The organism is Candidatus Minimicrobia sp. QA0096 (assembly GCF_963967315.1).
Taxonomy (GTDB): domain Bacteria; phylum Patescibacteriota; class Saccharimonadia; order Saccharimonadales; family Saccharimonadaceae; genus Nanosynbacter.
The window spans coordinates 656511-669604 of the sequence record NZ_OZ017288.1; the positions used below are offsets into that span (position 1 = coordinate 656511).

Genomic DNA, 13094 nt, shown 5'->3' on the forward strand with positions numbered 1-13094 from the left:
TAATTCGCTTGCCAAATTATAGACATAACCTGTATAATAGAGCTTATGCAGGAGCAATCTCGATATGTGGTAGGAATTGATATTGGCACGAAAAATGTGCGCTGTGTCGTTGGTTATATTGACGCAGAAAATGGTGCGCCAAAAATTGTTGGCGTCGGCGAAGCGCCGAATAGCGGAATGCGAAAGGGGACTGTAACGAATTTGAGCGGTCCAGCTGAGGCTATTGATAAGGCCCTGGAGCCAGCCGAGCGAATGAGCGGTCATCAGATTAACGCAGCCACATTGAGTATTAACGGATCTCATTTATTGAGTACAAAAGCCGACGGAATGATTACCGTTGGAACCGTTAATAATGAGGTCACTCATGATGATACATTAAGGCTGGAGGAAGTTGCTACAACTGGAAAAGTGCCGCAGAATAGAGAAATTTTGGATATTATTGCGCACGCGTATAGGCTGGATGGTCAGGATAATATTAAAGATCCAATTGGTATGACTGGCGCGCGTCTGGAAATTAGGGCGAATGTCGTGTCTGGTTTGGTTCCACACATTACTAATTTACAGAAGTCGGCGGAAATGGCTAAGGTTGAGGCTGTGTCTGTTGTTCCGTCGGTTTTGGCGGCAGCTCAATCCGTTCTTACGGAAAGTCAGCGTGAAAATGGCGTTGCGGTGATTGATTTTGGTGCGGCAACTACAGGAATTGCCATTTACGAAGAGGGCGATTTGCAACATCTGGCGGTTATTCCAATGGGTGGTCAGAATGTAACGAACGATTTGGCTATTGGACTTAGGACGGATCCGGAAATTGCGGAAGTTGTGAAATTGGCACATGCTCGATTTGGCGGCGAGGCTCTGGGCGAAGTCGAAACGAAGGTTGAAAAGCAGACATATAAGTTCAATCAAGAGGAAATTGATGAGATTGTTCAGGCGCGCTATGAAGAGATCTTTGAAGCAATTGCTAAAGAGCTGAAGCGAGCTGGACGATTAGGAAAGCTACCGAGCGGCGTTGTGCTGGTTGGTGGTGCGGCGAAAGTAAAAGGTATGGTGGAGTTCACGAAAGATCAATTGAGTGTGGCGGCACGCTTGGGTGTTCCGGCTGGCTATAGCGGAGTTAGCGATGAAGTGAAAGGCGCGGAGTTTTCAGCTGCGGTTGGTCTGATGTTGATCGACTCTATGGGTATTTCGCAGCAGATAAAACCGATAGTTGGCGCAAATGATGTCACTAAAAAAGCTGGCGGTTTACTCAAAAATATTTTCGCTAGATTTAAATAAATGATATACTTTATGTAAGGATTAAGAGAGGGAATATATGCCGCAAATACAACCAAGTGAAGTTCAAACATTTGCCAGCATAAAAGTCGTCGGTGTCGGCGGCGCTGGTGGTTCAGCTATTAACCGAATGAAAGACGCTGGTCTGACTGGCGTTCAGTTCATTGCTATGAATACGGACGCTCAGGCGTTGCATAATTCGAAGGCTGACGTAAAAATTCATCTTGGCCGTGATGCAACTAATGGTTTGGGTGCTGGTGCCGACCCTACTGTTGGTGAGGCCGCAGCTAATGAATCTCGTGACGAAATCAGGGAAGCACTAGAAGGCGCGGACATGGTGTTTGTAACAATTGGTGCTGGTGGCGGAACTGGTTCTGGTGCTGGTTATGTCGTGGCAGAAGTGGCGCGCGAGCTTGGTATTTTGGTAGTTGGCGTGGCAACTCGACCGTTTAGCTTTGAGGGTGAAAAGCGTCGAGTTAACGCGGATTGGGCGATTTCTCACTTGGGACGCGAGGTTGATACCTTGATTACTATTCCAAATGACAGATTGTTGCAAACTATTGATCGCCGAACGCCGCTACTAGAAACATTTAAGATTGCTGATGATGTTTTAAGGCAGGGCGTTCAAGGTATTTCTGAACTGATTACTGAGCATGGTTTGATTAACCTTGACTTTGCCGATGTTAAGGCGATTATGAGTAATGCCGGTTCAGCTTTGATGGGAATTGGGCGAGCGAGCGGTGATGACCGAGCGGTTCAGGCGGCGCAACAAGCTATTGAAAGTCCGCTAATTGAGGTGTCGATTGATGGCGCCAAGGGTGTGCTATTCAACGTAACTGGCGGCTACGACATGAGTATGGCGGAAATTCAGGAAGCCGCAGAAATTATTACTAGTGCTGTTAGTCCGAACGCCAACATTATTTTTGGTGCGACTTTGAAGCCGGAAATGGAAGACGAGCTGGTTATTACGGTGATTGCGACAGGATTTGATAGCGATACATTCCGCCAGCAGGAAGTTAGCTTGACTGTAGGCGACGACGCGAAACCTGCCGAAACAGAAGTTGATGACGAAATGGTTAAAAATATTGACCTAGAGTTGGATAAGGAAGAATCTGCCGAAAGTTTTGCGGCTGAGCCAGAGACTAATATTTGGGAAAATCCAACCGTTGAAGCTGACGATGATGAGGATGATACGCCGGCATTTCTGAGGCGACGAAAGAAGAACAAGGAGTAGATGAAATGGTGTTTAATATCGGCAATAGTCGCGTTATTGAATCACGCGAAGTTTCTGATGGTGCCGCAATTCGACGTCGCAGAGAAACTCCAGATGGCAAGCGATTTACTACGTATGAGCGAGTTGAAAAACCAAACCTGGCGGTGATAAAGAAAAATGGTGATCGTGAGCTGTTTGACCGAGTGAAATTGGCGAATTCGACACGCCGTTCGGTCGGAAAATTCTTTAAGTCTGACGAAGAAGTTGATAATATCATTACGGCGGTTGAAGACTCTTTATACGCGCTGGGCGAATCGGAAGTTACGTCAAAACAGATTGGCGATCAAGTTTTGGATGAATTAGAAAAACGCAACGAAGTGGCGTATGTTCGTTTTGCTAGCGTTTTTTACGAGTTTAAGACGTTGGATGATTTTGTGGAGATTTTAGCGAAGCGACGCAGTAAGGGCGAGCGGGAATTGTAATGCGAGTAGTTGTGATTTATCGTTCGGAAAGCGATTATGAGCGCCAAGTTGCAGACTTTTTGCGTGATTTTAGTCGACAAACTGGTCGGGTTTTAGAGGAAATGAGTCCTGATTCTGCAGAAGGTAATAATTTTTGCGAAGTGTATGACATTGTGGAGTATCCAACAATTATCGCGTTGAGCGACAGCGGTCAACTGCAAAACCTTTGGCGCGGATTACCATTACCAACAATTAGCGAAGTGAGTTTTTATGTTTAATAAAATCAAAAACTGGATATTTCACGAAGACTTGAAAAAGCAAAATTTGGCGGCGTTTATAATGCTTCTCGGTAGTGGATTAGGGTTATTGGCGTCATTTGTATTATCTATTGAAGCTTTAGAATTAGCAAAAAATTCTCATGCTGTATTAAGTTGCGATTTTAGCTCGGCTCTGAGCTGTTCGGCGGTGGCGAATCATTGGTCGGCGGCTATTTTAGGATTTCCAAATAGTTTCATCGGCGTGATGACCCTGCCTGTTATGGTAACAATTGCAGTGGCGTTGTTGGCGGGAGCAAAGTTTCCGAAGTGGTTTATGCAGGCAGCGCAGGCTGGTGCTATTATTGGAATGATATTTGCTATTTGGATGTTTTATATGAGCTATATTGAAATTGGCGTGCTTTGTCCGTGGTGCTTGACCTTGGATCTTGGAATGCTGATGATTATGTTCGGTTTGACGCGTTATAATGTTCTACAGAAAAATATTTCTTGTCGATATATGCAGAAGATTGTTGGCGGCGGATATGATGTGCTTGTCGTGGTGTCGCTGGTCGTCGCGGTAATTGTCGCGATAATCGCCAAATTCGGCAGTCAATTGTTATAACTGTGTGCTTATTTGCTTGCTTTATTTAAAGTGCTTATGGTATATTTATGATGTATATTTATGTTCAATTTATACCACCACTATGAAACATAATAGACCGCTATCAATAATAAAAGACCGTAAAGCCAAGAGATTTTTTGCCCTTGGCAGTTTTATTGTCGTTAGTGTAGCCTTAGGGTTTATGTTTTTGAATTCTCAGCAAAGTCGTGCGACTATTCCTAGTAGTGGCAAGCAGATTGAAGTGGGGCAAGTTTCTTATCGATTATACGAATCTTCCAATGGTGTTAATCCAGGCAGTCCGCTTGCAAATACCAACATCGCTGCCACGTTACCAAAAGTCGGTGCCGATTTTCGACTGAGAGTTGGTCTGCAAAATAAGAGTGCATATTTTAAAAAATTAGCTGAATACGGAAGCGGGTATGAACATAGCTGCGCCATTATGTCGGATGATAGTGCTTATTGTTGGGGTAATGGTCAGTATGGAGCTCTTGGTACTAATTCAACCACCTCATCAACAACCCCAGTGCCTGTATATACACAAGACGTGCTTAACGGTAAGACTATAAAACAGATTACTACTGGTTATTATCACACTTGCGTAATTACTTCTGACAATAAAGACTATTGTTGGGGCTCTGGTGCAGTTGGAAGACTAGGAAATGGTGGCATAATTCAGCGCAACGCTCCATATCCAGTTAGAGAGACCACGACTACAGTCATCTCTCAGATTGCCGCGGGTAATGAGCATACTTGTTCGCTTAACTCGGAGGGAAAATTGCACTGTTGGGGTAGAGGCATAAATGGAGAATTAGGTCGTGACGTATTCCTAGCTTCATACACGCCAGCAGCGGTTAATATGAATAACTTTGGAACGGAATCGGTTAAGCAGGTTGTGTCAGGGGATAGATTCACGTGCGCTTCGACGGTCGAAGGTACAGCATTCTGCTGGGGGTATAATGCTACAGGAAGGACTGGAGTAGGGAGTGTTGCTGGTAGAACTCAATATCCCACTAAAGTCAAAGGTTTTAATGGGAAAAAAGTTGAGTCAATATCTGCTGGCGATTCGCATGCCTGTGCTGTTATTTCTGGCGGTCAAGAAGTGTATTGTTGGGGAAGAAATCACAATGGTCAGTTGGGTAACACAGCATCTGGCTATAGAAATACTGCTTCAAGAGCTTCTTTTGGAAGTAGCATTCTTTCTGGAGGGAAGACTATTAAAAATGTTTACGCTGGCGGCGAATTTACGTGTATGGTATTAAACACTGGCGAAATTTATTGTTGGGGTGATAACTCTAAGGGTCAAATGGGCAGTGGAACTGCCACAGGATTTTTGCCCTCTCCCGTAAAAGTGAATGTTCCATTTACGAGTTCTGGTGAAACTTCCATGTATTTAGGTAAAGACTTTTTATGCGCTTTACGTACGGGCGAGATGTATTGTTGGGGTAATAATAACAAGGGGCAGGTAGGGAATGGCCAGTCGAGTAATAGTCCTGTCACGCGCCCTACGCTAATTGCGCCTCCAGGAGGAGCCGTTGAATCTTCATCAATGAAGCTGCGTGTCGAATACGCAAAAAAGGGTAGCGCGGCAACTTGTTCGGCTGTAAGTAGTTCAGATTGGCAAGTCGTGACCGGAGTATCAAAACTTGCTTATTCTGTGGGTGGTCCTGCTGACGGCACTAATATCAATAGTAACTCGACTGATCCAGAATTGCCGTCAGGAGCTATCGCTTCTCGACCTCAAAGTCTGGTGAGAAAAAGCGGAGTGGCTGGAACGTTCACGAATGTGCAAAAAATATCTGCTGGCGAAGTGGGTGTGTGGGATTTGGCGCTTGTCGATAAAGGGCTTGATAGGAACGAAAATTATTGTGTCCGCGTAGCAACTGACACAACTGCCGCTCCTGGATCTAGTATTGATAGCTACACAATGTATCCAGAATTTAAGACCGCTCCTGGGTCGTTAGATATTCGTTTTAGGGATAATGCTGGCGCTACAATTGCAGATACTGGTACGAGGTTTGATAATTCCATGATGAGTAGCAGCAGTGTAGCCACCAGCGCTCTCTTGTCCAACTCAAGCTCGAAGCAAATTGAAGTTACGAATACACAGACCATCTCTGGGTGGAGTGTTGTGTTGTCGGCATCTGACGGCGCGACCGCCAAATGGAAGCGAACTGCTGGCACAGAATCGTATATGTTCAACGGCACTAATGGCGATCAGGGATTTCTGTCTGTCAATTTTGGCACATCATCCGTCTTAGCTTCGGGTAGTTCATTGAGCGGGTCAACTTGCCAAATATCAGGAATATCAAAGGGCGTTGATTCTCAATTTAAGGTAGGGACTGCTACGGCTAACGGCGTTACATTGATGAGTAGCAGCGGGTCAACTGGTCAATTGGGGTGCGCATTTTTGCTACAGAACGTTCGATTAAACCAGACTATTCCGGCATATCAAAAACCAGGAGCTTATGAATTGCCAATGACATTAACAGTAACAGCGCAATAGGGTTGAGTATGAAAAATAGAGTAAAAAAATTATTCATCGTCATAACATTACTAATCGCTCTGAGTAGTCCTTATTCGGCTTTTGCAGATTCGTCGGCTAATTCTAATTTGTCACAAGTGATTACTGATTGCGCTCGCGATTCTCTGGAAACAGGTAGCCAGATGAATGAGTCAATTTGTCCGATTTTTCCGTCAAAATTCTCTAAGTTTGATTTGGTAAATGGGAAAGACCTGTTGGTATATGGCGTTTATGATGCGGTCCATACGGTGGTTAATCCCGCTACAGGTCAGCACGATTTGAAGGTTGAGTTTGGTGGTCGAACTTTTGTTTTAGGGCGTAATCGTGAGCTTAAAGTTAAGGGAAATATATGGATGCTGGATTTTTCAAATTGGCAGAATAATCATCCAGGCGACAATTTTATACCGTCAACTCCAGAATACACCCATAACGGTCGTGTTACAGCTAAACTTAAGGCTAATGCAACATCTCCAGAAGTAGTGCGGTTTGCTGATTTTTCATTTACTACTCCGAAAAAGACCGTGGAAAAGACCATTGAAGATGTTATTGTTATTCCAAAGATTGTTAAAGAGATAAGTAAGGCTTTGGCTAATACGGGAATTAATTTATGGATGATTATGGCTGCTGGTATTGGTGTAATTGTTGCGGCGTTCATTATGTTATTTATTGTTAAAAAACAGAAAAAGAGGGATGAATGAAAAAATAAGCATAATAAGTTATAATGTAATAAATTAAGTAAGGAGAAAAAATGAAAAAGTTAACGTTGTTGATCGTTGCGAGCGTAGGCGTAGTTGGTCTATTGGGATTGTATAATATGACAAACTCTTCTGTAGCTAATGCCGCAACTACTGCTAACTCTAAACTCTCTCAGACAATTAATCCTGGAGTTTTGAGTACTGATATCCGTGATTCAACGAATTCCTTAGTTAATAATCCAACATTCGCTATGGGCGCTACGACAGTGTCATCTTCATTAGGATCGGGAACTGGTGTTTTTGGGAATAACGACAATCGAATTTATGCCGAAAACCCAGGTGCCGCAGATAATGGCTGGACGTTGACACTAAACGTAGCGATTCCAGGAACTGGTGTTTGGTCTGCAGGCGGTGGAAAACAGTATAAATACAATGGAACCATTAACGAAGGTCGCCTAACAGTTAATCCAGCTGGCGGTACGGTAACTCCTGTAATTGGTGCAGCTGCAGGTATTACCAAGGGTACTTCTACGACCTTTTCTGGTACTAGCCCCGTAACACTAATGAGCGCTTCAGCGACTGCTAGTAAAGTATGGGCTGGATATATAACTAATACCTCATTAGCCCAAACCATCCCAGCTGGTCAGGCAGCAGGTACATACGTATTGCCAATGGTTCAAACGATTACGGCTCTTTAGCGGACTTAAATTGTTAAACGAGAATAGACATTCTGATGAGTGTCTATTCTTTTATGTGTGACATTGATATAATAAGCATAATGGGTTTTTAAGGAGGAATATGAAGAATTTATTGTGGAGTAAGGCTATTGGAGCGGCGATGATTGCAGGGTTGATTCTACCTGTGTCGGTGTCTGCTAATGGTATTGGTGGTCGACCAGCAAATCCTGATCCGAATAATCCCAGGACAAGCTCAATTTTCATATATAATCTTTCTGGTGGCGCTTCGAAATCTGACCAATTGTATGTTCAAAACGGGTCTGATAAAGAAGAAACGATTGAAGTTTATTCGGTTGACGGCACGGTTACGACGACTGGTGATATGACTTGCAAAGAGAAGTCGGAGGATAAAGTTGGTGCGGGCAAATGGGTTTCTGTCTCTAAAAAAGAGGTGACTCTTGGCGCGAATGAGAACACGCTTGTTGATTTTACGGTAAATGTTCCAAGCAAAGCAGATGTTGGCGAGCATAATGCATGCATGGTTGTTCAGCGGAAGGCTAATCAGGCGTCAAATAATGCTGGTGGCATTCAAGTCCAGACTCGTCAGGCTATCCGTATGGCGATAACCGTTCCTGGCGATATTCACCGTGACGTGACGATTGAGAAGTTTAATATTAAGAATTCTAACAGTAGTCAATTGTATGAAATTGCCTTAAAAAACTCTGGCAATGTGTCGGCTGATGTTGACGTAAAGCTGGTCGTGAAAGACCCGATGGGGAATGTTGTCTATAAAAACGGTGGTGTGAATGCAACGATTGCGAATGAAACGCGGCAGTTTAATTATGATAGTAATTTGGCGCCGTTTTGGGGCGGAAAATATAAGGTAGAGTTGTCGATTTCCTATAAAAAGAAGGCTGGCGAGTGGGGGATTAGCCAGGACAAAAATGAGCTAATCACCAAAACCGCCGAATCAAAAGAATTGTTCTTCTGGCCATCAACTACAGCGCTAATGATGATTGGCGGTGGAATACTTTTGTTCATTATCTTGATAGTGATAATTGTAATAAAATCAAAACGGAACAAAAAAACTGTTCAATTTAAAAAACGTTGAGTTTATAAAAAAGTGATAGAATAGATGTATGAAGAAAAGTTCTTTGATTAGAGCGTTTTTGAGCATTGTAGTCGTGGCGCTCGGCGGGGTTTTGCTATTGAAGAACCTCGATATTATCAACATTAGCTGGGATATTTTCTGGGGTACGGTTTGGGCTGCAGGATTTGTATTGTCTGGGCTGGTGAATATATTCAATTATCGAAATAAAACGGCGTGGATTTGGGGATTATTACTAGTCGCTATTGGCGTTCTGATTGGCTTAAATTCCTACGGAATAGTTGATGTTAGTATCTGGAAGGTATTCTGGCCTGTAGTTTTGATTGCTGCTGGTTTGGCAATGATGTTTAATACTAGCCCTAAGGGTGTTAAGCGTTCTAAAAAGTTGGATAAAGACGGCGCAGGTAATGAGAAAATTGCTTGTTTTTGGGGCGAAGAAGACGCTGTAAAGGGTGATTATACTGGCGGTTCGTTGGTTGCGATATTTGGTGGCGTGGATTTGGATTTGCGTCAAGCAAAGATTAAAGACGGTTCTGTAATTGAAATTTTTACATTTTGCGGTGGCGTTAATATTACTTTGCCAGACGATGTAATTATCGAGAACGAAGTGCGCGGATTTTTGGGCGGAACTGATGATAAAACTCTACCTAAAGATTCTGCCAAAAAGACTCTATGCCTGAAGGGTGAGTGTATTTTAGGCGGTCTGGAAATTAAATAAAGTTCTTGGGATTTTAATGAAAACGCGCTACAATAGCAGTAGGGCGTTTTCGCGTATGTTGAATTGGCGTGAAATGAGCGGTTATCAGCCGTGAAGTCTGCGGGAAGAAATCGGCACAAAGTCGAGATTAGAACCTGCCGTGAGCTTGCGTAAATAGCAAATAAAGAGCTGAAAGAATCACTTCTTTTGGAATCGAGATGGTACCGTCCGCACAAAACACCTGAGCGGATTCTCGAAGTCAAAAGAGGTGATTTTTAATTGAAAATAATTGTCGAAGATCTAAAAAATAAAGGAGGCAATATAATGAAATTCAAACATGGAACACGTCGTCGGGCTGCGGAATATGAGAAATATTGGGTGCGGCGATGGAAAGAGGATGATACATTTAACAAGTCGGTCGCGCAGCGTCCTGCCGATAATTCTTGGGTTTTTTATGACGGTCCTCCGTTTTTGACGGGAACGCCACACCACGGACATTTGTTGGTTAGCACGGTGAAGGATACGATGGGACGATTTCACACGATGAAAGGTCAGCGAGTTGAGCGCCGTTGGGGTTGGGATTGTCACGGACTACCAGCAGAGGTTTACGTCGAAAAAACGCTAGGCATTTCTAACAAAAAAGAGATTGGCACGAAAATTAGCGTTTCAGACTATGTCAAGGAATGTCGAGCGGCTATGGTGCGAACTGGCACCGAGTGGGAAGACACGATTGAGCGAATTGGACGTTGGGTCGAGTTTAAGGGCGCTTATAAAACCATGGATAATAATTACATGGAATCTGTTTGGTGGGCATTCAAGAGACTTTACGAAGAAGGCAAAATCTACGAAGGCGAAAAGATTTTGGTCTATTGTACGAAGGATGCGACACCAATCTCTAAGAGTGAAGTGGCTATGGAAAATAGCTATCAAATAGACACTGATCCGAGCTTGTTTGTTTACTTTAAGCTGGAGGATGAAGATGAGTATTTGCTTGCGTGGACGACAACGCCGTGGACTTTGCCGGCAAATATGGTTTTGGCGGTGAATCAGGATGTCGATTATTCTTTGGTAGCGTACGGCGATAAAAAGTTTTACGTTGCAAGCGACCGTGTTGAGAAAGTTATGACGGATGAAAAACACCAGCCGCTGGAACATTCGATTGTTAAGACGATTAAGGGCTCCGAATTGGTAGGAAAGCGATTTGAGCCTTTGTTCGAAAATCGTGGGCCGGTTGCGCATAAGATTCTTCACGCCGATTTCGTGACGACTGATGATGGTACGGGAATTGTTCATATTGCGCCAGCTTACGGTGAGGACGATTATGAATTGTGCCGAAAAAATGACGTTCCAGTGCTATCGTTGGTTGACGGTGATGGAAATTACACAGAAGGCAGGTGGCTGGGTCGCAATATTTGGGAAGTAAATAAAGAGATAGCGAAGACTTTATTGGAAGAAGGTCGGGCGCTGAAAATTGAATATATTCGCCACGAATATCCACATTGCCATCGATGCGGCACGAAATTGATGTACCGTGCTCACCCAAGTTGGTTTATGGATATTCAGAGTCAGAAAAAGGAAATGTTGGAGGCGAACGAGCAGACAAGCTGGACGCCAGACAATCTGAGGACTGGACGATTCCATAACATCATCGAGCAGGCGCCGGATTGGAATTTGAGCCGCGATCGTTACTGGGCAACACCAATTCCAGTGTGGAAGGGCGTGAAAAATGACGGCACGGAAGTGGTGAAGGTGATTGGTAGCTTTGCGGAATTTGAAGAAGTTACGGGCCGCAAGTTGGACGATTATCACTTGCCGCAAGTTATGGACGTTACGTTTGAGTGCGACGGCGCAGAAATGCATCATATTGGTAAGGTTTTGGACTGTTGGTTTGAGTCTGGCTCGATGCCGTTTGCTCAGTTCCATTATCCATTTGAGAACAAGGAAAAATTTGAAGCAAGTTTTCCTGCCGATTTCATCATTGAAGCGATTGATCAAACTCGTGGCTGGTTTTATAGCTTAACGGCGGTAAACGTGGCTTTGTTTGGTAAATCTCCATGGAAGAATTTGATTTGTACTGGATTTATCAATGCCGCCGACGGTAAAAAAATGAGCAAGAAGCTAAAAAATTATACCGATCCGATGGAACTTATGAATAAGACTTCGGCCGACAGTTTCCGATTCTTGATGCTTTCAAGTCCGCTAACAAATGGCGAAAACTTTGCCTTGGCGGATAAGGACGTGATGGATGTAGCGCGTAAGCTTGGTATGATCTGGAATATGTACGATTTCTTCACGATGTATGCTGAAGTTGACGGCTGGGAGTTTAATAGCGATTTGTCAGATCCGCTTCATGATTTAACAAATCCGTTGGATATTTGGATTGTGTCGAGGCTGCATCAATTGATAGCAGAGGTTGAGCGAGGTCTTAATAATTACAATCTACAGGACGCAACCAAGCCGATCTTGCCGTTCTTAGACGACGCAAGTAACTGGTATGTCCGACGCAGCCGCCGCCGCTTCTGGAAATCTGAAGATGACAGTGATAAAAATGACGCTTACCGCACGCTCCATTATATTTTGGTGCGACTCAGTTATATGCTAGCGCCGTTTACGCCATTCTTAGCGGAAGAATTGTATCATAATTTGACGGGCGATAACGAGTCGATTCATCTTAAAGATTGGTTGCCAGCTGGTGAAATAGATAATTCAATGCTACGCGACATGAATGCACTGCGTACTGCGGTGAATGATGGCTTGTCGAAGCGCGCATCGGAGGGAATTAAGGTGCGTCAGCCGTTGGCGTCTGTGAAGCTTATCAACACTATTTCTCAGGATACGCCAGCGGAAGTTGCGCAGTTCTTGATCGATATTGCTAAAGATGAATTGAACGTGAAATCGGTTGAAATTGTTACAGATTCAGAGTCTGAGTCGGCGCAACCGAGCGTTGTTTATGACTTAACAATCACTCCTGAACTAAAGCGCGAAGGTTTGATGCGTGAAATCGTTCGCCACGTTCAAAGCGCACGCAAGCAGGCTGGTCTACAGATAGATGATCGAATTATATTGAGTATTTTCAGTGACGATTCTGAAATATCTCAAGCTATTGATGCTTTCGCCGATGTCATTAAATCTGAGACTCTTGCTGTGGAATTGAACTCTGTGGTCGATGAATCAGAAAAATATGATGCCAAAATCGAGGGTAAATTGGTAGAAATTTCCCTGAAAGAAGCTTAAAGGCCAGTAAGTGAAATGAGAATACCCTCCTCTTCATGGGGAGGATATTCTATTGACTTTTAACCATACTTATGCTAATATATAATTGTTAATTGATAAAAATAAAAAAGTTATGCAAAATTTATTCAACAAATTATTTGGTAGTAAAATAGGGTTTTCGCCAATCGATCCGCTGGCAGACGGACTTGCTGAAGAAATTATTAAAGAACAGCGGGAGCCGCAGGCGATTCGTCTGGATGCCGACGATATAGAGGATATCCGCAAGTTTTGGTCTCGTGCGGATGATAGCTTTGACGATTGATGATGTATAATTACTCTCACAAAGAGCTGAAAATGCAGG

At 43.6% G+C, this 13094-nt stretch carries 12 protein-coding genes; all 12 read left to right on the plus strand.

All coding sequences use genetic code 11. The annotated features are described in order from the left end of the window. The first annotated feature begins 45 nt into the window (after positions 1-45). Entirely contained in the window at positions 46-1272 is a 1227-nt protein-coding gene (gene ftsA / locus AACH20_RS03515) for a cell division protein FtsA (RefSeq protein ID WP_338504199.1), read from the plus strand. A 37-nt stretch (positions 1273-1309) separates the two neighbouring features. Then, complete coding sequence (gene ftsZ, locus AACH20_RS03520; RefSeq protein WP_338504201.1) at positions 1310-2503, plus strand: cell division protein FtsZ; 1194 nt, start codon at positions 1310-1312, stop codon at positions 2501-2503. 5 nt (positions 2504-2508) lie between these two features. Beyond that, on the plus strand, positions 2509-2964 hold the full coding sequence (nrdR, locus tag AACH20_RS03525) for a transcriptional regulator NrdR (RefSeq protein ID WP_129632309.1): 456 nt from the start codon (positions 2509-2511) through the stop codon (positions 2962-2964). Further along, positions 2964-3221 carry a hypothetical protein gene (locus AACH20_RS03530; protein WP_338504205.1) on the plus strand — a complete coding sequence of 86 codons (258 nt, stop codon included), beginning with the start codon at positions 2964-2966 and terminating at the stop codon, positions 3219-3221. The genes nrdR and AACH20_RS03530 overlap by 1 nt, the downstream gene beginning before the upstream one ends. Then, complete coding sequence (locus AACH20_RS03535; protein WP_338504208.1) at positions 3214-3822, plus strand: vitamin K epoxide reductase family protein; 609 nt, start codon at positions 3214-3216, stop codon at positions 3820-3822. Before AACH20_RS03530 ends, AACH20_RS03535 begins: the two co-directional genes overlap by 8 nt. Before the next feature lie 82 nt (positions 3823-3904). Then, the gene (locus AACH20_RS03540) at positions 3905-6325 is read left to right on the plus strand and encodes an RCC1 domain-containing protein (protein WP_338504210.1); all 2421 of its coding nucleotides are present in this window, start codon (positions 3905-3907) and stop codon (positions 6323-6325) included. Between the two features lie 8 nt (positions 6326-6333). Further along, positions 6334-7041 (plus strand): LPXTG cell wall anchor domain-containing protein, encoded by a 708-nt coding sequence (locus tag AACH20_RS03545; RefSeq protein ID WP_338504213.1) that lies wholly within the window; start codon positions 6334-6336, stop codon positions 7039-7041. A 50-nt stretch (positions 7042-7091) separates the two neighbouring features. Continuing rightward, positions 7092-7736, plus strand: a complete 645-nt coding sequence (locus AACH20_RS03550) for a hypothetical protein (protein WP_338504215.1) — start codon at positions 7092-7094, stop codon at positions 7734-7736. Positions 7737-7836: 100 nt separating this feature from the next. Beyond that, the gene (locus tag AACH20_RS03555) at positions 7837-8826 is read left to right on the plus strand and encodes a WxL protein peptidoglycan domain-containing protein (protein WP_338504217.1); all 990 of its coding nucleotides are present in this window, start codon (positions 7837-7839) and stop codon (positions 8824-8826) included. A gap of 28 nt (positions 8827-8854) precedes the next feature. Beyond that, positions 8855-9541, plus strand: a complete 687-nt coding sequence (locus tag AACH20_RS03560) for a LiaI-LiaF-like domain-containing protein (protein WP_338504219.1) — start codon at positions 8855-8857, stop codon at positions 9539-9541. Positions 9542-9844: 303 nt separating this feature from the next. Continuing rightward, the gene (gene ileS / locus AACH20_RS03565; protein ID WP_338504221.1) at positions 9845-12754 is read left to right on the plus strand and encodes an isoleucine--tRNA ligase; all 2910 of its coding nucleotides are present in this window, start codon (positions 9845-9847) and stop codon (positions 12752-12754) included. Between the two features lie 85 nt (positions 12755-12839). Further along, positions 12840-13055, plus strand: coding sequence for a hypothetical protein (locus tag AACH20_RS03570; RefSeq protein ID WP_338504223.1), 216 nt, complete (start codon positions 12840-12842; stop codon positions 13053-13055). Positions 13056-13094: the final 39 nt, after the last annotated feature.

Excerpts from the sequence above, each read along its gene's own strand:
- ftsZ (WP_338504201.1), top strand. The coding sequence starts at position 1,310 with ATGCCGCAAATACAACCAAGTGAAGTTCAAACATTTGCCAGCATAAAA.
- AACH20_RS03545 (WP_338504213.1), top strand. The coding sequence starts at position 6,334 with ATGAAAAATAGAGTAAAAAAATTATTCATCGTCATAACATTACTAATC.
- ftsA (WP_338504199.1), top strand. The coding sequence starts at position 46 with ATGCAGGAGCAATCTCGATATGTGGTAGGAATTGATATTGGCACGAAA.
- AACH20_RS03530 (WP_338504205.1), top strand. The coding sequence starts at position 2,964 with ATGCGAGTAGTTGTGATTTATCGTTCGGAAAGCGATTATGAGCGCCAA.
- AACH20_RS03555 (WP_338504217.1), top strand. The coding sequence starts at position 7,837 with ATGAAGAATTTATTGTGGAGTAAGGCTATTGGAGCGGCGATGATTGCA.
- AACH20_RS03550 (WP_338504215.1), top strand. The coding sequence starts at position 7,092 with ATGAAAAAGTTAACGTTGTTGATCGTTGCGAGCGTAGGCGTAGTTGGT.
- AACH20_RS03535 (WP_338504208.1), top strand. The coding sequence starts at position 3,214 with ATGTTTAATAAAATCAAAAACTGGATATTTCACGAAGACTTGAAAAAG.
- nrdR (WP_129632309.1), top strand. The coding sequence starts at position 2,509 with ATGGTGTTTAATATCGGCAATAGTCGCGTTATTGAATCACGCGAAGTT.
- AACH20_RS03560 (WP_338504219.1), top strand. The coding sequence starts at position 8,855 with ATGAAGAAAAGTTCTTTGATTAGAGCGTTTTTGAGCATTGTAGTCGTG.
- AACH20_RS03540 (WP_338504210.1), top strand. The coding sequence starts at position 3,905 with ATGAAACATAATAGACCGCTATCAATAATAAAAGACCGTAAAGCCAAG.
- ileS (WP_338504221.1), top strand. The coding sequence starts at position 9,845 with ATGAAATTCAAACATGGAACACGTCGTCGGGCTGCGGAATATGAGAAA.